The organism is Paraburkholderia sp. XV (assembly GCF_020177535.1).
Classification (GTDB): domain Bacteria; phylum Pseudomonadota; class Gammaproteobacteria; order Burkholderiales; family Burkholderiaceae; genus Paraburkholderia; species Paraburkholderia caribensis.
This window is the reverse complement of the sequence record NZ_JAGUUD010000007.1, coordinates 97,201-118,793: the sequence shown is the minus strand read 5'-3', so window position 1 is coordinate 118,793 and position 21,593 is coordinate 97,201. Positions and strand designations below refer to the sequence as shown.

Annotated in this window: 15 protein-coding genes and 1 pseudogene; 12 read left to right on the top strand and 4 right to left on the bottom strand. The window is 55.0% G+C overall.

What is annotated here, in order from left to right; all coding sequences use genetic code 11:
• Positions 1-36 precede the first annotated feature (36 nt).
• Positions 37-1,686, top strand: coding sequence for an MFS transporter (locus KFO72_RS06240; RefSeq protein WP_225031648.1), 1,650 nt, complete (start codon positions 37-39; stop codon positions 1,684-1,686).
• Positions 1,687-2,057: 371 nt separating this feature from the next.
• Here the strand turns inward: KFO72_RS06240 and KFO72_RS06235 are convergent, their stop codons facing one another.
• Positions 2,058-2,321 (bottom strand): DUF4148 domain-containing protein, encoded by a 264-nt coding sequence (locus KFO72_RS06235; protein ID WP_224101163.1) that lies wholly within the window; start codon positions 2,319-2,321, stop codon positions 2,058-2,060.
• Positions 2,322-3,387: 1,066 nt separating this feature from the next.
• Here KFO72_RS06235 and KFO72_RS06230 point away from each other — a divergent pair.
• The 9 genes from KFO72_RS06230 to KFO72_RS06190 all read left to right on the top strand — a co-directional run bounded on the left by KFO72_RS06230 (position 3,388) and on the right by KFO72_RS06190 (position 13,072).
• On the top strand, positions 3,388-4,383 hold the full coding sequence (locus tag KFO72_RS06230) for a beta-propeller fold lactonase family protein (protein WP_225031647.1): 996 nt from the start codon (positions 3,388-3,390) through the stop codon (positions 4,381-4,383).
• 14 nt (positions 4,384-4,397) lie between these two features.
• The gene (locus KFO72_RS06225) at positions 4,398-5,417 is read left to right on the top strand and encodes a sterol desaturase family protein (RefSeq protein ID WP_224101224.1); all 1,020 of its coding nucleotides are present in this window, start codon (positions 4,398-4,400) and stop codon (positions 5,415-5,417) included.
• Between the two features lie 19 nt (positions 5,418-5,436).
• Complete coding sequence (locus KFO72_RS06220) at positions 5,437-6,672, top strand: N-acetylmuramoyl-L-alanine amidase (RefSeq protein ID WP_412101764.1); 1,236 nt, start codon at positions 5,437-5,439, stop codon at positions 6,670-6,672.
• A gap of 362 nt (positions 6,673-7,034) precedes the next feature.
• Positions 7,035-7,826, top strand: a complete 792-nt coding sequence (locus KFO72_RS06215) for a sulfite exporter TauE/SafE family protein (RefSeq protein WP_224101166.1) — start codon at positions 7,035-7,037, stop codon at positions 7,824-7,826.
• A gap of 360 nt (positions 7,827-8,186) precedes the next feature.
• Entirely contained in the window at positions 8,187-9,218 is a 1,032-nt protein-coding gene (locus KFO72_RS06210) for a sulfate ABC transporter substrate-binding protein (protein ID WP_225031643.1), read from the top strand.
• Positions 9,219-9,228: 10 nt separating this feature from the next.
• A complete protein-coding gene (gene cysT / locus KFO72_RS06205; RefSeq protein ID WP_224101168.1) occupies positions 9,229-10,092 on the top strand; it encodes a sulfate ABC transporter permease subunit CysT in 864 nt (287 codons plus the stop codon).
• Positions 10,089-10,985 carry a sulfate ABC transporter permease subunit CysW gene (cysW, locus tag KFO72_RS06200; protein ID WP_225031641.1) on the top strand — a complete coding sequence of 299 codons (897 nt, stop codon included), beginning with the start codon at positions 10,089-10,091 and terminating at the stop codon, positions 10,983-10,985. Before cysT ends, cysW begins: the two co-directional genes overlap by 4 nt.
• Positions 10,986-11,057: 72 nt before the next feature.
• Positions 11,058-11,738, top strand: a complete 681-nt coding sequence (locus tag KFO72_RS06195; RefSeq protein ID WP_054922855.1) for a response regulator transcription factor — start codon at positions 11,058-11,060, stop codon at positions 11,736-11,738.
• Entirely contained in the window at positions 11,735-13,072 is a 1,338-nt protein-coding gene (locus KFO72_RS06190; RefSeq protein ID WP_224101170.1) for a sensor histidine kinase, read from the top strand. Before KFO72_RS06195 ends, KFO72_RS06190 begins: the two co-directional genes overlap by 4 nt.
• 275 nt (positions 13,073-13,347) lie before the next feature.
• Here the strand turns inward: KFO72_RS06190 and KFO72_RS06185 are convergent.
• From KFO72_RS06185 to KFO72_RS06175, 3 genes and pseudogenes are all read right to left on the bottom strand, one after another.
• Positions 13,348-13,597 (bottom strand): annotated as a pseudogene (locus KFO72_RS06185) (NAD(P)(+) transhydrogenase (Re/Si-specific) subunit beta); the annotation flags it as partial.
• 331 nt (positions 13,598-13,928) lie between these two features.
• The gene (locus KFO72_RS06180; protein ID WP_224101171.1) at positions 13,929-14,771 is read right to left on the bottom strand and encodes an alpha/beta hydrolase; all 843 of its coding nucleotides are present in this window, start codon (positions 14,769-14,771) and stop codon (positions 13,929-13,931) included.
• Between the two features lie 664 nt (positions 14,772-15,435).
• Complete coding sequence (locus tag KFO72_RS06175) at positions 15,436-16,263, bottom strand: class I SAM-dependent methyltransferase (RefSeq protein ID WP_225031640.1); 828 nt, start codon at positions 16,261-16,263, stop codon at positions 15,436-15,438.
• A gap of 605 nt (positions 16,264-16,868) precedes the next feature.
• Between KFO72_RS06175 and KFO72_RS06170 the strand changes: the two genes are divergently transcribed.
• Positions 16,869-18,269, top strand: coding sequence for an MFS transporter (locus tag KFO72_RS06170; RefSeq protein ID WP_225031639.1), 1,401 nt, complete (start codon positions 16,869-16,871; stop codon positions 18,267-18,269).
• Positions 18,270-19,752: 1,483 nt separating this feature from the next.
• Complete coding sequence (locus tag KFO72_RS06165) at positions 19,753-21,282, top strand: methyl-accepting chemotaxis protein (RefSeq protein WP_225031638.1); 1,530 nt, start codon at positions 19,753-19,755, stop codon at positions 21,280-21,282.
• Positions 21,283-21,593: the final 311 nt, after the last annotated feature.

The window sequence follows — 21,593 nt, the reverse complement described above, 5'->3', positions numbered from 1 at the left end:
CGCCAGACCAGAAAAGTAACTTCGAAAGAGCACTTCATGAACGATGAGACTACATCGACAGCGTCGTCGACTCAAAACGATAACGCGGCGCGAATCGCACGGGAACGACGGGAGCGTTGGGTAAGCGGGCGCGCTGCCCGAATGTTACTCTGCCTCTCCGGCGTCTCTTTCATGATTATGCTGGACTCGAATATCGTTGCTGTTTCCCTGCCAGCAATCGCACGCAACCTCAACGCGGCGTTTTCCGATATCGAATGGGTAATCAGTGCCTACGTCCTGACCTTTGCGGCCCTGCTGATGCCCGCTGGTGCGCTGGCAGATCGCTTCGGCCGTCGACGGATGTTGATTCTTGGTCTGGTGACCTTCACCGTTGCCTCTTTCCTTTGCGGACTCGCGCCTTCATCTCTCATTCTAAATGCCTCGCGCGCCCTACAAGGTGTCGGCGCGGCAGTCCAGCTCAGTGCAGCGCTGGCTGCGCTGGGACACGCATTTCGTGGTGCCAGCCGCGCAAAGGCCTTTGCCTTTTGGGGCACTGTCATCGGAGTCGCCGTGGCCGTGGGTCCTTTGGTTGGTGGAGTGATCACCACTGCATTGGGCTGGAGGTGGGCGTTCCTCGTCAACGTTCCAGTAGGAGTGGCCCTCATCGCACTCGCTGTCACGTCTGTCGACGAGTCAAACGACCCAGACACGCAGAGGCTGGACGTACCCGGCATGATACTTTTCGGTACCGGCTTGTTCGCCTTGGTATGGGCGCTGATCGACGCAAATGCGGATGGATGGACGAGTCGCCCGACCATTATGAAGCTGGCCACAGCATCTCTACTGTTCGGACTGTATGTCGTAGCTGAACTTGTGCAGCAGCGTCCGATGGTGGACTTCGCTCTTTTCCGCAAACGGACGTTCCTCGGCAGCAGCTTTGCCATGCTCGGCTTTGCGTCCTCAGCGCAGGTCATGATGACCTATCTGCCGCTCTATCTCCAGAACAACTTTGCGCTTAGTCCCGCTATGGCGGGCATTAGCATGTTACCTTTTGCGCTTCCGCTGTTCTTCTTTCCCCGGATTGCAGCCGCGCTCGCGACAAGAATCTCGGGAAGAGCGCTTCTGACGACTGGTCTTGTCATCGTCATGGCTGGCAACCTTGTCACCGCCCTCATGGTCAATACACATCTGCCGATCGAAGTCGTCGCTATCGGCATGTTCGTCACCGGCTGTGGCGCTGGCATGCTGAATGGAGAAACTGCGAAGGTATCGATGAGCGTTATTCCGCCGGAACGAGGCGGAATGGCGTCAGGCATCAGCGGTACGCTGCGATTTGTGGGGCTTGTCACCGGAATCACAGGATTAGGCACAATTCTGACGAACGGAACCCAGCTTCATTTCGTGAAGGCCGCGTCGGCAGCAGGCCTGACAAATATTATGAACGGAAGCAGCACTGCAATGGTGTCCCGCATTGTCGCGGGTGACGTGGCGGGTCTCGTAGCAGGAATGCCAGAAAACGCACATGAAAAGGTTCTCGACATTGCACGTCTGAGCTTCGCCTCGGGCTTTGCATCTGTGTTGCTTGTCGCAACAGGAATCGCGGCCGTAGCTGCATTGCTCACGCTCCTTCTTGTTAGCTCCAAGGAAACGTCGCCGCTTCCCGTACACCCTGCCCCTACGACAAAGTCGCCCGCCACCTTCGACTGAGATTGAGGCGTTGGCAATAGCCATAGGCGGCAGGCGTCCGACCAGAGCAATCGGTCTGCTACGGTTCCCTACAATGGTTCCTCCTCGCGCTCACGCGGAACACGGCGAATATCGAGACTCGGACATGCGCGCGTCCGCAAAATCCGGTTATCCGTCAACCGTTTACCAGCGTGACATGGTACGCGCCCGCCTCGGTGCTGAATCGGCTGTCACCGGCAAAACGGTCTGCAATGCCCGTATCTCCTCGCACAATCAGACTGAGCAGCGAAAGACACAGGCATCAAGGTTGGTGGTCGCGCTCTCACTCCCGTTATAAGCCGCAGGTAGCTTAGAAGCTCACAGCGCAACGCGCAGAGAGATCCGAAGGTCAATCACTTCTGACCATCCGCAGACGCTGTCGGCGCCATATGCGACGCCGACTCATCGGCCCAGATCTTTTTCTCTGCGGCCTGGATATCTTCCGGGTAGTTCAGATCTACTGATTGTCCCGGGCGATAGCCTGCCTGCTCAACGCGAATGAGATCGGCATGCACGTCGGCGCGGGTAAGTTCCGAGTTATTGTCCGCCTTAGCAGATGCAAGCGCCGGGACTCCAAGCGCACAGGTCAACATCAGTGTCGCACAAGCGCCATTCATTGCAATTCTCCCTTCAAGTATGGCTGGAGCCTCATTTTGGAAGGAAGAAGCTGACCGGAATCGGACCGGAAGATTACAATTTTGATATCTTGGTGGCTAGGTAGCCAATGGATTTGCCCCTGTACCTCCGGACACCGCCTCACACTTGAGTTGATGAATCGGTCCTGCGCCTGAACTCGCGTGGCGAGCGGTACTTCAGCGCGCTGTGAGGATGATGCTCGTTGTAGTGCTCAAATGCGAGGGCCTACCAGAGCGAAAACAAGTCTTTTTGATAATGTACGTAAGCCTCGCCTAGTGTTGCGTAGGACGGCCCGGGACTTCCGTCAACTCTGGATGGATGCGCGAGAGGTCGCGACGCATAACCGATGATGCCCAGGGACACCCCATAAAGCAGTGCCGTCCGATATTCGATCCCGCCGCCATAATTTATCGCATTTGATTCTGGCCTTTCGAATAAAACGCGTTACGTGCGGCAAATCAATTGCGAGTCGGTATGCGCGATGGCGAATCGTCGATTTATGACTTGTTTTCGTAGAGGTCACGCCGACGCATCACAGTTCAGCTCTGCTGAACAGGCGCACAATTGTTTCCGTAGACTCTGACGCGCGACCGGCTGTTTATGCAGCTCAAGCCGGATCGTCGAGGGTCTTAAACGGTACTGACGCAGCACGGACTTTCCTCTGCGCGGCTTTAGTCGCCTGAAACGTCGATATCCTCCGCGTGGACAGATACTGCAGTGTGGGCGCGAATCTCGTGTGCGAGCCCAATCTCACACGCCAGCGCACTGATTCCTTCGCGGTTCTCTCGTCGAATACCCGGAACACAGCCAAGGATGAACCAAGCGAAGGTATGTGCCTTCTCAGCATATACGACGACTCGTCAAGAAAATGTCAAGACGTCGATATTTCTTCAACCCCGACTTCGAACGAGAATTCACGTGAGAGAATGATCTCGAATCGTTCGGTGCTCATAGACTGCAGCAGTCTTTCGCACGGATCCGGTCGATTGCAACCCGGCGGAGCTCGCCCTGACTCCGCACCCTCTCGCCATCACAATCCGCTTTTCCATGTCGATTTACTTTCTGCACTTTTCTCGAACTTTACTTTTTCTGGGAATTCTGACTTTGGTTCCTGCGGCAATGGCCGAAAACGTTGTGGTGCTCGATTCCGGAGAGGCAAAAATCAATCTCATCGATGAAGCTGCCAGAAAGGTGGTTGCGACCATGCCAGCCGGAAAGGAACCGCATCACCTGATGGTCACACCCGATGGCAAAACACTGATCGTCGCAAACTCCATCTCGGACAACTTCATGTTCCTCGACCCGAATACAGGCGCTGTGCGCGGCTGGCTACAGGACATGGAAGACCCCTATCAGCTTGGTTTCTCCCCTGATGGCAAGTGGTTCGTCACAAATGGACTACGCCTCGACCGCATCGATATCTACCATTACGACGGGATGCATTTCACCCTGGCAAAGCGCTTACCGCTGCGCAAAATGCCTAGCCATATGACATTCTCTCTCGACAATAGAACGGTTTTCGTGTCGCTGCAGGAGTCTGGTGAAGTGGCAGCTGTCGACCTCCCAACCCAAACGGTACTCTGGAAGCTTCATGTCGGCAACGATCCTGCAGGGCTATGGATGGTTCCCGGCAATCGCTATCTACTCGTTGGCATGACCGGCGAGGACGATGTCACCGTTGTGGACACACAAACCCGAAGCGTTGTGAAGAAGATCCATACAGGACGCGGTGCCCATAATTTTCGGTCACTTGACGATGGTAGGCATGTCGCAGTCACTAATCGCGTCGATAGCACCATCAGCATTCTGGATTACAAGACGTTGACAAACACGGGAGACATCACCGGCCTGATGCCCGGACCGGATGACATGGAATTGCAGTCCGACCGGCGCCATCTCTGGGTGACGTTCCGCTTCTCCCGTCATGTGGGCGTGATTGATTTAAGCACGCGCAAGCTCGTCACCGCAATCGAGGTCGGACGGTCTCCGCATGGAATCTATATGGGCGACAGGGCGCCCGTCTATGCGCCGAATCCTGATTGAGCGAGGACTTCTACGTGGTTCATGACATTGGCGTTCATTTTCTGCGGTTCGTTGGCCTCGTGCAGACGGACGTCTACGTCTACCTGGTGCAGCCACTGCTGTATCGCCTTCATTTGATGGATTACGACGAAGACACGTACGACGCGCTGTACTGGTCCGTTGTAGGTGTGCTTGAACTCACACTAACCTATGTCATCTTGCGTCCTTTGGAAGCGTGGCGTCCGATCGAGCATTGGCGCGATCGCAAGCCGCTTATTGCTGACGTGTGGTACACGTGGATCGCCAAAATCGGCGTCGTTAATGCGCTATTTTTTGTATGGATGCAGCCGGTCATCAACCATCTGGAGACGTGGATGACCGTCCATAACATCGCGACGGTGAACATCGACGAGATCTTGCCCGGTGTCACCGACAAACCGATCGTCTCGTTCCTTATCTATCTCGTGGCACTCGACTTCCTCGGCTATTGGTATCACCGATGGCAGCACCGATTTGGAATCTGGTGGGAACTCCATGCCGTCCATCACAGCCAAAGACAGATGTCGCTCTGGAACGACGACCGCAACCATTTTCTTGACGAAATTGTTCAAACTGCATTGTTCACGTTCGTTGGCCTATTCATCGGTGCCCAGCCTGGTCAGTTTGTCGTTCTTGTCGCACTGGGTAATACATTACAAGCAATTCAGCACGTCAACGCCCGGCTTCCGTATGGCTCATTGCTTGAACGCATTCTCGTAAGTCCATCCTTCCATCGACGGCATCACGCAATAGAGTATGGCCATACCGGAGTTGCATACGGATGCAACTTTGGCGTGCTCTTCCCCTGGTGGGATATGCTTTTTCGCACGGCATCGTGGGAAACTACCTTGGAGCCAACTGGCATTTCCGATCAGATCGGAACCCACATACGAACGGGCAGAGATTATGGCAAGGGCGTCTGGATGCAACAATGGCTCGCCCTCTCCCGCATTGGGGCCCGAGTCGGCCTTTCGGTCGAGAAACATCTCAATTCGAAATTGACGCGCAGCAACTAAGAAGGAAGCCATGAAGCCCATGCGTTCAGCGGGTGCGCCCGCTAGCAGCCGTTCGCTCACCGCGAGACGCCGGTGGTTAAAGCTGAGTGCATCACTCTTGCTGGGAAGTATGACTCCAGGCTTTTCGCGCGCCAGTAGCGCGCCGGTAATACTGGGCGTGCGAGTGTGGCCAGCTAGTGACTACACGCGTGTGACGATTGAGTCCACCCGACCGTTGGACATCGCAGAACATCAGTTGCAGGCGCCCGATCGAGTCGTTTTAGATCTTCGAGGCTTGGCACTCGACCCGCAGTTGCGCGCATTGATCTCACGCGTTCGACCGAACGATCCACACATCCGCGAAGTCCGGGTAGGCCAATTCACACCCGACGTCGTACGCGTCGTGCTCGATTTGAAAGGCGCCGTCAAGCCGAAGGTATTCTCAACCGCACCAACGGGCAAGTACGGGTACCGCCTCATGCTCGACCTTTACCCGGAATCAACGCCGAGCGCACCTTCTATAACGACAATCTCGGATCAACCGGCTACCAGCCGATACGACCTACAGACGCGCAAGCTCATCGTTGCGATTGACCCAGGGCACGGTGGCGAGGATCCCGGTGCGATTGGCGGGGAAGGTACCTACGAGAAACATGTCGTGCTGGACATTGCGCGCCGTCTGCGTGACAAGATTGCGGCGTCACCACACATGGACGCGATGATGACCCGGGACGATGATTTCTTCGTGCCACTCGGCACGCGAGTAGAAAAGGCCCGTAGCGCCCGCGCCGATATATTCGTTTCCATCCATGCCGACGCCTTTACTACGCCCACAGCGCATGGTTCATCCGTGTTCGCGCTATCTGAGCATGGTGCTTCGAGTGAAGCTGCACGCTGGATCGCGAAAAGTGAGAATGCTGCGGATTCACTCGGCGGTTTAGATTTGAAAGGGGCCAATGCCAGCATTGCACCGGTACTGTACGACATGTCTACGACGCAGCAGATTGACGACTCACTAAAATACGGCTCGCTCGTCCGCGACGCTCTGGGAAAGGTAAATCATCTTCACGGGGTCGGCGTGGAGCAGGCGGGGTTCGCCGTACTGAAAGCGCCCGATATACCTTCAATCCTTGTGGAGACCGCTTTCATTAGCAACCCGGACGAGGAGGCTAAGCTGAAGAGCGAGAGCTATCGGCAAAGCATGGCAGACGCCATTTACGATGGTATCGCGAAGTATTTTTCAACGAAACCACCAATCAAACGGTCATTGGTCTGACTGACCGTGCGCCTCGCGGACCGAAGTTCGTATCAGTATCTGACATGGGACGATGAGCTGGGCGCACGTCGCTTCATGGGCCGCAAGAGAAACGAGACGTCAGAACGTCGGTATGCTGAGCCGGGGGGGCAAGAGAAGACTCGGCGCTCTGGCATCCTTTCGAATGCGTCGCCCTCGTCGCCCGACCCAGGCTACAGGTTCTACTGTCTGCGGACCCGAGCCGATATCTGATTTGCTGCCGTGCACCGGGTTTTCCACTTCGCGTGCGTGTCGTCATTACCTTCATCGTTCGCGCTCTGTTACCGACCGGTCCACCGGTTGGACTCGTAGCTCAACGACGCGATCAATCGTCTAGCCGCACAATGCCTGAACAGCTCTTCGTTACCAGTTTCTGGTTCTACATCGTCAGTGTTCCTGCGCTGCTTCTGACAAGTATTTCGAAAGGCGGCTTCGGGCTAGGTCTAGGTATTGTGGCGGTACCGTTGATGTCGTTGTGTCTACCCGTGACACAGGTAGTGATCATTCTGCTGCCCATCCTGTGTGTGACGGACCTGGTAGCAGTGTGGCAGTACCGCGGCGAATGGGACTGGTCACTGTTACGCATTGTGGTACCGTCTGCGCTTGTTGGAGTTTTCATCGGTATGCTCATGGTTCACCGCGTCGATGAACGATGGCTCCGACTAAGCGTAGGTTTAACTTCCGTCGTATACGCGATGCGACGTGGGACCGCGCGCGGACGGGAAAAATTCTCGAATGATGACAAGCCACCTACTTTCGGGCGGAGACCTCTGCGTGCAGTTCTATGGGGAATGATTTCCGGCTTCACGAGTTTCCTGGCCAATGCAGGCGAACCGGCATTGACGATGTTTCTCCTACCTCATCGACTAGGCAACCGTACTTTTGCCGCAACGACTGCGGCATTCTTTGCGATCGTCAATCTGTGCAAGCTGGCAAGCTTCTTCGCCTTGGGCGAATTCAACGCAACCGCGCTTCATACGAGTGCCCTTTTGGCACCGGTCGCTTTCATTGGTATTTATGTCGGGATACACCTTAACGCCCGACTCAACGCCCGACTATTTTCCCGTTGTTCGCGCATGATTCTGTTGACGATCGGTGTGCGTCTGGTCTACACCGCTATAAAGAAGTTCCTCTAGGTGTACCGGCCTCGATAACGATTGTGGCTATACCGCAACGATCGCAGCGGACGCTGTAAAAATTCGCCACCCGGCAGCTACCACCGCCAGCCCGCATATCGAGGCCGCAGCTTGGCCCTCGTCGCACGGTCACGGCACTTGCCTGTCACCCACCAAAAATGGACTCGACTCGCAATCTGGCTGCAGACTAAGAAGCTCCACGCCGTGATTTTATACGTGCAAACGTCAACAAAACGTTACCAACCCGCAAATCGACTCGCGTCATAAGCAATCCACATATTCCGATTTGAGAGTGCCAACGCGTCGCTATAAGCTCAGCCCTCGCTTTTCTGACCCTCGCACTTACCACTCTCTTTCCACATGAAACTCGCCGCGTTACTTAGCTCTGCAGCCTCTGTTTCACGGGGCGCTCTCCTCCTCGGCGGCCTGCTCGCATCTCTGCATGCCGCCGCCACGGACACCACACTGCTGAATGTGTCATACGATCCGACCCGCGAACTGTACACGGCGTACGACAAGCTGTTTTCTGCCTGGTACAGGCAAACAGGCGGTGAGACGCTCACGGTGCGCACCACCAACGGTGGCTCAGGGGCTCAGGCGCGCCAAGTGCTGGCTGGCCAACAAGCCGATGTTGTAACGCTCGGCATCGCTTCAGATATAGATGCGCTCGCCGCACGCGGCCTGCTGCGAAAGGACTGGCAACGTCAACTTCCCTACAACAGCACGCCTTACACGTCGACCATTGTTTTTCTCGTGCGCGCAGGCAATCCAAAAGGAATCCACGACTGGAACGACCTGGTGAAGCCAGGCGTCGGCGTGGTCACGCCGAATCCGAAAACGTCGAGCGGCGCACGGTGGAATTATCTTGCCGCCTGGGCGTACGCAATGCGTCAGCCTGAAGGAAACGAGGTGAGTGCCAAAGCCTTTGAGAAAAAACTCTATCGCAACGTCAAGGTCCTTGACTCTGGGGCGCGCGGCGCGACAAATTCATTTGTCGAGCGCGGAATCGGAGACGTCCTTGTAGCGTGGGAAGACGACGCTCTACTCGCTGTGAACAAGCTTGCTCCAGGTAAATATCAGGTGGTGGTACCGTCTATCAGCATCCGCTGTGAACCGCCCGTAGCAGTGATTGACTCGGTCGTCGATCAGCGCGGAACCCGTAAAATTGCACAAGCTTATCTTGAGCATATGTATTCGCCTGAGGCTCAAGCGCTAATCGCTGAGAACTATTATCGGCCTGCGGAACCGAGCATTGCAGCGAAATATGCCAGATTGTTCCCAGCTGTCAAGCTCGTTGGAATCGACGATCCGATGTTCGGCGGGTGGCACGTTGCGCAGGCGAAACATTTCGCGGACGGTGGCGTGTTCGACCAGATTTTCCAGCCAAACTAAGCGACGAATCATGTTCAGCACTGGTCGTCGTAAGAGGCGCAAATCAAGTCCGCTGCCGGGATTTGACCTTACCTTAGGCTATGCGATAACCTGGCTGAGTGTTGTCGTCCTATTACCGTTTTCCGTCTTGTTTCTGCGAGCTGGATCGGAGGGGTGGGCAGGCTTCATTCACGCTGTCTGGACCCCGCGGCTCGTCGCCTCCTACCGCTTGACTTTAGGTACAGCACTTGTTGCCGCACTAATCAATGCGGTGCTCGGTCTGCTCTGCGCGTGGATGCTGGTCCGATACCGTTTCGCGGGTCGACGTCTTCTCGATTCGCTGATCGACCTTCCATTTGCCCTGCCAACTTCAGTGGCCGGCATCACGCTAGCATTTATTTTCGGGCCCAACGGTTGGGTCGGAGGGTGGTTTTCTAACCGTGGGCTACCGCTGGCATTCAACTCGACCGGCATTGTTATCGCTCTCACATTCGTCGGGTTACCCTTTGTCGTGCGAACTCTTCAACCTGTAATTGAAGAGCTCGGTTCAGAGGAAGAGGAAGCAGCGGTACTCCTTGGTGCGTCTCGTTGTGCCACTCTTCGCCACGTAGTCTGGCCTGCACTACGGCCGGCGCTCTTGACTGGTTTTGGCCTTGCTTTCGCGCGAGGTGTAGGCGAATATGGCTCGGTCATTTTCATCGCCGGCAATCGCCCTTTCGTTTCAGAGATCACCTCGCTGCTCGTCGTAACAAAGCTGGAACAGTTCGACTTCGACGGCGCTGCCTCTATCGGCGTGGTTATGCTCGCAGCATCGTTTTTCATCCTGTTTGCGTTGAACCTGCTGCAACGGATCTATGAACCACGGTCATCGACTAATAAAAGGCGCGCTACATGAGTACGCAGCATTCAAAAACATCGAACGAACCAAATTTGCGTCAGGTGCGCCCCATGTCGAGCGCTCGCAAGCATGCGCATTGGTCGCTAACAAGCGAACCACCACTAGCTCGCCGCGTCGTCGTTGCCACTGGCAGCGCATTCTTGGTCATATTTCTTGTACTTCCACTGATCGCCATTTTTTCCACTGCACTCGGTTCAGGGTTGTCGGCATTCGTCGACGCGTTCAGCGATTCTGACGCGCTTTCGGCGATTCGACTCACAATCGTCGTTTCGCTGATATCAGTGCCGCTCAACACCGTGTTTGGGATAGCCGTTGCATGGCTCATCACACGGTTTGATTTTTCCGGCAAAACGCTGCTAAAGACGGTAATCGACTTACCGTTCTCTGTATCGCCTGTCGTCGCTGGATTGCTGTTTATGCTTTTGTTCGGTGCTCAAGGGCCCCTTTGGCCTTGGCTTCGGCAACATCACATCGAGATTGTCTTCGCATTGCCAGGCCTCGTTCTCGCGACAACATTCGTAACGTTCTCGTTTGTTGCACGCGAACTGATCCCGTTGATGGAGGCGCAAGGCAGTGACGAAGAGGAAGCAGCCCTCGTTCTAGGAGCGACCGCGTGGCAAATGTTCTGGCGCGTCACACTGCCGCGGGTGGGCTGGGGCCTGATCTACGGTGTTGTCATCACGAACGCACGTGCCATGGGCGAATTCGGAGCTGTCTCTGTAGTATCTGGTCACGTCCCAGGGCTGACGAATACCCTACCACTTTACGTTCAGGTAATGTATGACGGCTACAACTTCGCCGGTGCGTTCGCGGCAGCGAGCTTGCTAGCGCTGATTGCGATGGGAACGCTCGCTGTAAAGGTGATACTCGAGCGGCGTTTGCCGCACTAACCTCCGGAAACGACGCAAGCCCGGCGGCTGATACAATGGCCCCAACCGCCCTTCCGCCCACACTCTGAGACCATGCGCGTTCTTGCAATCGAGGATGACCCTGACATCTTGGGCAACATCACCAGCTATCTGGAAGCTCGCAACTATATTGTTGACTGCGCGATGGACGGAATGCAAGGCTATGCGCTCGCGGCGAACAATCAATATGACGTGATAGTGCTAGATCTCGCCCTGCCACGGCTGGATGGTTACGAGTTATGTCGCCGCTTGCGAGGTGACGCGCGCTGCGAGACGCCAGTGATTATCCTTACGGCGCGCGACACGCTCGAAGAGCGACTGGCCGGCTTCGAGTGTGGAGCGGACGATTATCTCGTGAAGCCTTTTGCACTGGCCGAGCTCGCTGCTCGCGTCAAAGCGCTCATGCAGCGGCCTCGACAGCGGGCTGCCATCCGAATATTGCGAGTGGCAGATCTTGAACTGGATAGTCAGACACGCAGCGTGAGCCGCGCCGGAACAATGCTGAAGCTGCCCCCTGCGCCAATGGCGGTGCTCAAGCTACTTATGCAGGAAAGTCCGGCAGTCGTCCCGCGTGCCCGACTCGAAGAAGCGTTGTGGCTTGACTCACCGCCTGATAGCGACAGCTTGCGTCGGCATGTTCATCACTTGCGCCAGGTGATCGATAGGCCATTCCCGCGACAACTACTGCGCACTATTCACGGAGTCGGATATCAGCTGCGCGCAGATGAATCATGAGCACTGAGCAGCCTTCGCCGACACGGGACAAGCTATGGCGAGGGCATCGCACGGTCACAAGTGATCTTGTGGCCGCTTACCTTATCTTGGCACTGCTGGTGGGAACAGTACTTTCGTCTGTATCCATATGGACAGTTAACCGCCTGGAAGTTCATCTCCAACAGATCGATATGGGTATGGCCCTAGGTCGGGTGAGGGACGACTATCTGGCGGGCAAGGACGTAGGTCGAACGGATCGCTTCTTCCACGGGGTAGCCGGCAGCGACACATTTCCCGCGTGGCTGCGGGGTCTTGAGCCGGGTTTCTCAAGGCTTGACCACGATGCACGAGTGTGGCACGTGATCGTCGACGATCGCGCGGGCGTGCGCTATATACTCCTGCGGGATTACACCAGCTTTGAAGCACAGCGGGTCCGCTCGCACTGGATGACCATTCTCAGTGTCGGCTCGGCGCTCTTCATCGCTTTCCTGCTAGGCGCCCTTTTCACGCGCCGGCTGGTCCGCCCTCTGATTCAACTTGCCGAACACGTCGTTACGAGACCCGGGCTACCCCCGCAGACGCGTCTCGCACAGGCGTACCCAGAAAACGAGGTCGGCCGACTCGCCGCTGCATTCGACGAAACGTACAATCAACTGGAAGCCGCGTTGCAGCGAGAGAAGCTTTTCACCGCAGACGTCAGCCACGAGCTGCGCACTCCGCTCACGGTGATATCGAGTTCTTGCGAACTATTGCTCGACGACCCGGCTGTTACTCCGTCGCAGCGACATAGGCTCGAACGTGTCCATGCATCAGCACGAGAAATCCAGCAACAGCTTGCAGCCTATCTGATGCTCTCACGCGGTACGTCTACCGCTCGTGAATTCGAACAATCAGATGTCGCTACCATCGTGCTTAGCGAGATTGAGCGGTGGTCCCCGCGCGCTCGACAATTGGGGTTAATCCTTCTAGCTGACTTCGCACCCGGCGAGTCTTTACAAACCGGCCGTCTGTTTCCCGCAGCGCTATTGCGCATCGTGCTTTCGAACCTCGTCCGCAATGCTCTTCAACACGCGGTCACCGGTACTCATATTGTCGTCCGCGCAGGACCGGAGTGCTTCGAGGTCTGTGACGACGGGCCCGGAATCGCTGAAGATGTCAGACCACAGGTCTTCGACCCGTTTGTACGCGGGAGCGCAGCCAACTCAGACAATCTCGGCCTCGGCCTGTCGCTCGTACGCCGAATTTGTGAACATCAACGCTGGCGCATTCAGCTGCGCTCTGAAATCGGCAAGGGCGCGCAGTTTCTGGTGGACCTGTCTGCAGGCTACCTCAACGAAGACGACGCAGACTCATAGTCGCGGTGCGGACCCGGTGGTCCGCTGTTGTCTGCGCCCAGAACCAATTGCGCTGCATTCCGGCCACCCTGTGGCCCGCCGCCCATATTGCTCGAACGGGGCTAGTTGACCGCGTTGGCACAAATGCTCTCCGTCACAGGTGAAGCCCGCCGTAAACAGAATTTCAAGAATATGTTCATCGACAACCCTTCGAAGCAGGAAATGGCGCGAACAACCACTACTTTATCAAAACCGCACTGCGCGACCGCGTATCCAGGGGAGTGCCGTTCAACCGCTCAGGCCCCCGTCTTCGCCATTTCCTCGATCACGTTCCTCGCATCGCCGAACACCATCATCGTCTTGTCCATATAGAACAGGTCGTTGCCTAGACCGGCGTAACCCGCCGCCATCGAGCGCTTGTTGACGACCTCGGCACCTTGCCTAGATGATCGGCATGCCCGCAATCGGCGACTTCGGATCGTTCTTCGCCGCTGGATTCACCACGTCGTTCGTGCCGAGCACCGGCACCAAGTCGACCCGGCCGAATGCATGTAGCGCGGCCATGTTCGTTTCACTCCGCTCAGCGACTGGCGCCTGGTGGCGAACCGGCTTGCGCACCTTACCTTCGGCACGCTTCATGTGAATCCCCCGCTGGGTTGACCAATCAAGCGAGAACCGGGAGATCCAACGTCTCACCAATGCGGATTCAACCTACGGCATTCACTGCACAATCAGTCCAGCGCTGGAAATTTGGGAGATCCAAGTGGCAAGGCCGAGACGCGAATCGGTCGTGGCGTAACCGAGGGTCGGTCGTCAAGCCTACTGGGTGCGTCAGAAGCCCCCCCTCCAAACTTCGCGAGATGCATTTCTTCGAATTTCACGTGCCTCGAGTCTCGCGCATCCATCGATCGATGCGCTCTACCACCCTCTCATCCATTCCCCAGTAGCCATGTGGCGCAAGTGAGCTACAGGGGTTTGCTGATGCGGACGTACCGCCGTCAATAAAAAGCACTGTTGTCGCTGCTCGCGACATAGCCTTTGCGATGTCCTCGGCGTGATCAGGAGGCGCCACCCAGCATTCGTCATTCCGGTTTGCAACGATCAGAGCCGGTATCTCCACGTTTTCAGGATGGGCATCGAATACCGTCTCTTTTGAGTGCCCCAGAACCGAAACAGGTTCGGTCAGAACAACGCCGGAGACAATGCCCGGCCGCGCCGTCGAGGCGGCGAGCATAGCAGCGATTGAGCCTTGACTCGTCCCCATGATCCAGACATTTGCACCGCTCAATGAATGTACGTACGCGACTATTTTCCGCGTAACATCGGCATACCACGAAGAACTTCGTATGCCTCGCATGGATTTTTGACCTAATGCGTCGACGACAACAACTTCATAACCGCGTCGTGCCCAGAGACCACGAGTGCGAACCACGAAGTTCTCACCATGTCGGACACTTCCATCGCGTGCAATCCCGACTTCTCCTGTACCTCCAGGGAACATGATTAACACTCCACGTGAATCGACGGTAGGACCGTAAAATAGCAATCGCTGCGTTTCATTGCCGGCGACCTGAATATCCCGCACCGATACACCTTCTTCGACGTGAAGTCCTGGTTGCCCACCACCACTGCCAGAAGCAACTGCCGACTGGTCGAAAAGAAGTGCAAATCCGAAAACAAACGCAACCTCAATAAGCAATCGAGCGCGGAAATTCCTCATGCTGATTCGAATCCTTTCTTCATCAATTTCGGTTCGGCAACGCCATCTGATTTCAACCAGTAGCGCTCCTCGAGGAGCAACGGTGACATCTTCGCTCCTAGCTAGATGTCGTGTAGTGTAGTCCAGCTTGACGAACGAATGTATATGCACCTATTTTGCATTGCCTGTTTCAGCTGAAGGCATCAGGCATTACTGAAAAAGGGTTGGCATTTCTGCTAGCTTGCAGGTTCACCAGCACTTTCGGAACGTTACGAACGAACCTGCCGTCGCTATCGCACTGCTCTTTTCCTCATGCACTCGCGGTCTACAACTGCTCCCTGAAAAATACGCGTGATCGTTGACTCCGAGATAACACGCTGTTATACACTTGAATACATCTTTCAAATCTTTCGGATAGGGAGCCGCGAAGTTACACTCTTCGTGCGACACATCAGTCGGGTAGCCTTTGCTGTTTGCTTTTGTCATGCCACCAAGTCTCAACGGAAGTGCTTACATCCGTCACCACGCAAAGCCGCCCCGCCCTGTACAGTAGCGCGCACCAGAGCGTCGCCGTTCCTCGGTGATTTCTCGCACGCGCTAGCAATCGGAAAAGCTTCGATGGCCGCTGGGAATTCGGTGCGCGCTCCGAAAGCGGACACGCAGCAGGCGGCGCTCTTGGCGGTGATTACGGCTTTTGAGCAATCGCCTGCACGATCGCAACGCGCCCTTCACGGAGATCTTTGACTAGTGTCTTGACCATGTGAGGGAAATCTGGCCCCATCACGAACTGCAGACCTAGCGCCTGGTCACGCGAATCATAGGCGCGTGACTTTTCGCGTTCCGCGAACCAGGCAAGGCTTGCTTCGGTCCGATCGGACCACGACGTGATCTGAAATCCCCGATTTTCGAGCAGCTCACGTGTCTTCTTGGCGGTTATCGGGAAGCTCGATCGGGATTCACGCGCCCACGGAACCGGATAATGCAAAGGCTCGTTAGACACTTCCACGACGTCAAACATTGCGAAGCGTCCGTTGGGTCGAAGTAGGCGGAATGCTTCGCCGTAAAACGCAGCACGATCAGCGATATTCATCGCAACATGCTGTGTCCAGATTACGTCGAAAGTATCCGGATCGAAGGGAACCGATAGCGCATCGGCGCATGTGTATTTAACACGTTGGGATAACGCAGTCCTCTCTGCAAGAAAGTTTGCCGCTTCAACGAATGACGGACTAAGGTCGACCCCTTCGACAGCGCAGCCGTAGGTAGCCGCGATGTAACGTGACGGGCCACCCAGACCGGAGCCGATGTCAAGAACGCGATCTTCCGCTACGAGTCCCAACTCATTGGCAAGTTCTACTGTCGCTGCAAGGCCGCCAGAGTGAAATTGATCCAACGGTGCAAGCTTTTCCAAAGGAAGCGGGGCGCGGTCAAGGCCGACCTCGCTAAAAAGATCCTTAAGACGTTCAGTCAGACCGTGACACGTGTAATGTTTCAGCGTTTGGGCAATGCTCAACGGAATCTCCTTAATCCGGTCGGTGGTCGTAACCAAGGGACGGGTGGCACCTGGCACGCAGGAACTTTACCTTGAGAACCAAGCAAAAATTCAAAGTCACGGGATACACCATGGCCTCGAAGTCGCCTGCCCGAATCTAGCGCTGCGTCTGCTGGCAGACTGCCGCCCCTTATCATTCGGAAAAGAATCACCACGGCACACCCGCGCGCACAATCGAGCTCAATGCGTTGAACATCTCACGCAGCTAGTAGCGGCGCTGCTGCCGCGTGCTTGTTCATCAATCCAGGTAGTGAGCGTCGAAGTACCATCCTTCATCCGATACATCCGTTGCTTAGGCTCTACGTTTTTCCATTCCACCAGGTTAATGGGACTGACCGAAGGTTCATGACCTCGACATCTGTACCGATGCCTGATCCGCGTGCAGTGCATCCTGCGTGGTTGCAGGATGTACTTACGCCTTTCATCTTGCTATCAGCGGCAATGTCGAACCTAAGGACTCACTGCACATAGCACCAGAAATATTGGTACTATCATAGTAGTTACCATGACGGGAATCCACGATTTTCAAAAAAACCAACTTAACCTTTCATAAATCATTCGATCCCGTGAGCTCCACCTCCCCCCATCCTCCGCACGCCAAGGAAAATGCACTTCCTGCTGCATGGCCCATATTCTGGATTGCGAGCGGCGCCGTTTTTCTCGTTTCCCTTGACACGACCATGCTGTACTCGGTCTTCGAGTCAATCAGGCGCTCGTTCACGTATGCCACTCCCGCGAGTTTGTCGTGGGTCCTGAACGCATACACGATCGTGTATGCGGCGATGCTTATCCCAGCGGGGGGCTTCGCCGATGCGCATGGGAGAAAACGAGTGTTCCTCGTGGGTGTGCTCGTATTCATTAGCGCTTCAGCCGCATGCGGCATGTCACCGGACATAGCTACGCTTGTAGGTGCCAGGGTATGTCAGGCTATCGGAGCAGCACTCCTAACACCCGCGTCACTCTCACTTGTATTGGCAGCATTTCCGCCGAGTCAACGCGCAATGACTGTCAGTATGTGGGGCGCGGTCGGTGGTTTCGCAGCAGCTGTTGGACCAAGCCTGGGCGCATATACTGCGCAGACCTACAGTTGGCGTTGGGCGTTTCTTATCAACGTTCCCGTTGGTGCCATATCGTTGCTGCTTGGCATCAGACTGCTTGCGCCAACGGCGAGCGCAGCGATACGGCGCCGCGTGGACGTGATCGGCATGGCGTTGCTGATCGCCTCGGTCGCGTTGATGGCACTGCTCCTCGTGGAGTTGCGTGGCTCAGTGTGGACTAACCTCGAACTCGCTTTAATAGCAGGACTCAGCGTGGGATGCTTGCTCATATTCGTTGTCTGGGCCAATAAAGTTTCCGATCCCCTAATCGAACTCAGCCTGTTTCGGAATACGACGTACGCCGTCGTGAATCTGGCAACGCTAACGTTTGGTATTGCATTCGCGATGATGTTCTTCGCCTTCTTCTTTTACATGACGGAAATCTGGCATTTTGACTCAGTGCATGCCGGACTTGCAATCATCCCTGGCCCACTGACTGTGATCCCCGTTGCTATCGCAACTGGACGGCTGGCGGGACGATACGGTTATCGCAGATTTCTCGTCAGTGGCTCTCTACTCTATGCGGTCACTGGCACATGGTTCTATTTCATACCGGGTGTCTCTCCCGAGTATGGTAGTCATTGGTTACCGGGACTGCTTATAAGTGGGGCGAGCGTTGGGTTAGTGATGCCGTCGCTTGCAGGCGCTGCGGTTAGCCGCTTACCGGTGGAGCATTATGCCGTTGGAAGCGCAGTAAATCAGGCAACGCGCCAAATGGGTGCGGTCATCGGTGTAGCGATTGTAGTCATGCTCCTTGGACACGGCATCCCAACGAGAGCTAGCTTTGACGCAGTATATGGTACACATATAGCACTGGCCCTTATTACGGCATTGCTTTGCGCGTTCGTCCGAGAGCGCCGAAACGATTGACGCCGATTGGATACATCCAATAGACGTGTGATCGAGTGCTCAGTTGACACCTCTGCTTCCGATCAACATCATCAGACTGCCGGGAGTAGGTGCATCAAGGCGTTGTCAGTTAGGGAGATCGTGGATAACGACGAGTTGATCGACAACATAGGTCGATCAATTCGCCATCAAACAAGACGTCTCATGCAATCATGCCAGGATAGGTTGCAATCGCGATGTGCAAAAAAAGAGATATTGTGGTCAATTTTGATAGGTTAGCATCGGTTCTGTGCTTACCCACCTTTCATATAGCAAGAGTATTTTCTTGATATCGTGAAGTGTGTTTATACACATCAGTGTCGACTTTAACAATTATATCCTTGTAGTCATTTCTGATGATATCCACATTCTGCTCTCTAAATAGAGGGTTCTTCCTAAGTTTTTCTTACGATATGATCGAACCATCAGAAATAGACCCAGATGCATTTCCGGTATCCGACCAAGCTGATATTTGTCAATTTATGGAAATCGATAATATCTGCATCTCACTTTTCGACAGATGGTGCGAAGCACGAGAAGTTGTTCCTTTGGCGTATCTGATGCATAACTGGCCGATGCCTTTGAACTCCCTATTTCTCCTTCGGAGGCTCTGCCGAGGACTCGCTGAGCTCCTTAAATATCATCGTGAACAGTTGGCCATGGAAGACCGGCTACTATTGGATATCACGATAAAGAAGATAAGTGCGGTATGCACGTACATCAACTGAACATAAGCTCATTCATCGGAAGCTTTCGAATGGACAGCATATCCGTTGACGTGTTTATCGCTCAGTCCATGGCAATTTAACCGACTTCGCGTGAGCCAAACAGGAGACAAGAGTGTCTTCGGTGATGGGGATGACGTGTCGATTGGGACGGTGGAGCGTGGTATGTTGCAATCGCGATTCGACCTTTACGACAGCACTCAAAGACAACCGCACACATGCCACAATTAGGATGAGGAACACTTCCGCAATCAGTCGGCACAGCTACCGGAGGTCGTGATCTTCCGGGTTTGCCGCCCCGTGGCGTACTCCCTGAGGAAAGGTGAGCTCGAAGACATCCGTTCCCCACTTCGGGCATAATCGCACCCAGCTAAAACTGCGCGCTTGAGTTCCATCTAACTCGGATTCCCTTTCGAAGCTTCGTAGTTGGGGGTTGGCCAAGCTTCAGAAGATAGACTCATTTCTCCGAATACGCATTTACTCTTGTGTTCCGGGGGTGACCTATGACAGCCGTTTCATCAAACATCTTGACGATGATACCCGAGCTATCGAGGACACACATCGCGCTACTGTCGCCCGATGTAAGATAGATTGTTAAATTTGCCAGACCTTGAAGGTCGCTAAAGAAAACCGTATAGAGGTCGATAAATATAGTGGCCGCCGTATTTCCGAAATCCCGCTTAGCAGGTTGAACATCGCTGCTGCTACAGCGCAACTGCGATGCGAATGTTGAGGGCGAAATGTTTTCATCAATAAAAGGAAGACTTGGGCTGGTGATGGGATTTTTAGGCATCCTCTTGGTTGAGATAGGATGCACAGGTCTCGTTGGTATGCATCACGCCGACAACACAAGCTACAATCTGTACGCCGAGAGTTTGCCAAGTGCTATTGACGTCGGCGACATTGCCACGTACATCGCCCGTGAGCGTCTCGCCTTCGACCGCGCCGTGCTCAACGCGGGATCCCCCGAAGCGGAAGATGCTGTGCATCGAGCAACTGCGATGCGCGAAAAGTCCGATAAGGCTTGGCGTGCGTTTATCGCAATGCCTATGTCGAGCGCTGAGAAAGAACTTGCAGTTTCTTTCGACAGCGAACGATTATCTCTCCAGAAAGTACTCGATGCGGGGTTCGCTGCTCTGCATGCGGGCGACAATCACAACATACGTGATATTACCAATGACCTTCAGTCTGCTTACGCAAAGCTGGAATCGCGTGGCGAGCAATTAAGGCAACGTCAGATTGATGATGCAAAAGCTGCTTACGAGCAGGACCAAGCCGAATTTTCACTCTTCTGCATCCTAAATATAGCTTCAATCATTGTAGGCATGGTAGCCGCTGCATTCTCATGGTGGTCTTTGCGGCAAAAGATAACCAGACCTCTGGAGAGCGCACTTTCCCACTTCGATGCTATAGCCTCGGGAGATCTCCGTAATGAAGTTATGATCACCTCCAACGATGAAATGGGTCAGTTGCTCGGCGGCTTGGCAGCCATGAGGCAAAGTTTGCTCAAGACGGTGCAGTCTGTTCTCTCCGGCAGCGAGACTATCGTGCAGGCGACAAAAGAGATCGCCTCGGGCAACATAGATCTATCGAGTCGCACGGAAGAACAGGCCGCCGCCCTACAGGAGACAGCGGCAAGCATGGAGCAAATTACGAGCGTTGTAAGGCAGAACGCCGAAAACGCACGCCAAGCGAGTCAGCTCGCGCAAAATGCGTCAGAAGTTGCCGACAAAGGAAGCCAAGTTGTCGAACAGGTCGTGACGACAATGACCGGCATAAGCGACAGTTCCGCGAAGATCGCGGATATCATTTCAATCATCGAGAGTATCGCGTTTCAAACTAACATTCTCGCGCTTAACGCTGCGGTCGAAGCCGCTCGAGCCGGTGAGGAGGGGCGCGGCTTTGCCGTAGTTGCAGGTGAGGTTCGTACACTAGCACAACGTTCGTCAACGGCTGCGAAGGAAATCAAGGAACTTATCGAGGCGTCGGTCGAAAGGGTTCGAACAGGATCAGAATTGGTCAACGACGCGGGCACTACGATGACCGCAATAAGCCGGTCTGTACAAAGAGTCACAGACATCATGGGAGAAATTGCGGCAGCATCGCACGAACAAAGCGCGGGTATTGAGCAGGTAGGAAAGGCGGTCACACAGATGGACGAAGTGACGCAGCAGAATGCAGCACTAGTGGAAGAAGCTGCTGCAGCGGCCAAGTCGCTCGAATACCAGGCCAGTGCACTTCGGGAGACTGTGGAGATTTTCAAGACATAGGGCGTCAACGATGTACTGACAGAAAGCTGCTTAACAGCGACGCAGTAAGGTCCCAGTAATAGCCGCTTGCAACTCTGAGTCCTCACGCCCCCGAAGGGTGCGACCGGTCTCACTCATCTGCCTCCTAGTTCCGCGCAAAGCGAGTATCTGATCTGGTTCGAATCTAGCGGACAAGCTCTCCGCAGCCTGCCGGCATAGTATGCATATATATGCATACTAGCCAATGAGCGCGTCAGTAAACCCTTGCCATCGCGCGATGGGTGAACAGATACGAAGCAGTTTTTAACGACGGCTTAGGCCTCCCACCACCC

Excerpts from the sequence above, each read along its gene's own strand:
- KFO72_RS06240 (WP_225031648.1), top strand. The coding sequence starts at position 37 with ATGAACGATGAGACTACATCGACAGCGTCGTCGACTCAAAACGATAAC.
- KFO72_RS06235 (WP_224101163.1), bottom strand. The coding sequence starts at position 2,321 with ATGAATGGCGCTTGTGCGACACTGATGTTGACCTGTGCGCTTGGAGTC.
- KFO72_RS06230 (WP_225031647.1), top strand. The coding sequence starts at position 3,388 with ATGTCGATTTACTTTCTGCACTTTTCTCGAACTTTACTTTTTCTGGGA.
- KFO72_RS06220 (WP_412101764.1), top strand. The coding sequence starts at position 5,437 with ATGCGTTCAGCGGGTGCGCCCGCTAGCAGCCGTTCGCTCACCGCGAGA.
- KFO72_RS06215 (WP_224101166.1), top strand. The coding sequence starts at position 7,035 with ATGCCTGAACAGCTCTTCGTTACCAGTTTCTGGTTCTACATCGTCAGT.
- KFO72_RS06210 (WP_225031643.1), top strand. The coding sequence starts at position 8,187 with ATGAAACTCGCCGCGTTACTTAGCTCTGCAGCCTCTGTTTCACGGGGC.
- cysT (WP_224101168.1), top strand. The coding sequence starts at position 9,229 with ATGTTCAGCACTGGTCGTCGTAAGAGGCGCAAATCAAGTCCGCTGCCG.
- cysW (WP_225031641.1), top strand. The coding sequence starts at position 10,089 with ATGAGTACGCAGCATTCAAAAACATCGAACGAACCAAATTTGCGTCAG.
- KFO72_RS06195 (WP_054922855.1), top strand. The coding sequence starts at position 11,058 with ATGCGCGTTCTTGCAATCGAGGATGACCCTGACATCTTGGGCAACATC.
- KFO72_RS06190 (WP_224101170.1), top strand. The coding sequence starts at position 11,735 with ATGAGCACTGAGCAGCCTTCGCCGACACGGGACAAGCTATGGCGAGGG.
- KFO72_RS06180 (WP_224101171.1), bottom strand. The coding sequence starts at position 14,771 with ATGAGGAATTTCCGCGCTCGATTGCTTATTGAGGTTGCGTTTGTTTTC.
- KFO72_RS06165 (WP_225031638.1), top strand. The coding sequence starts at position 19,753 with ATGTTTTCATCAATAAAAGGAAGACTTGGGCTGGTGATGGGATTTTTA.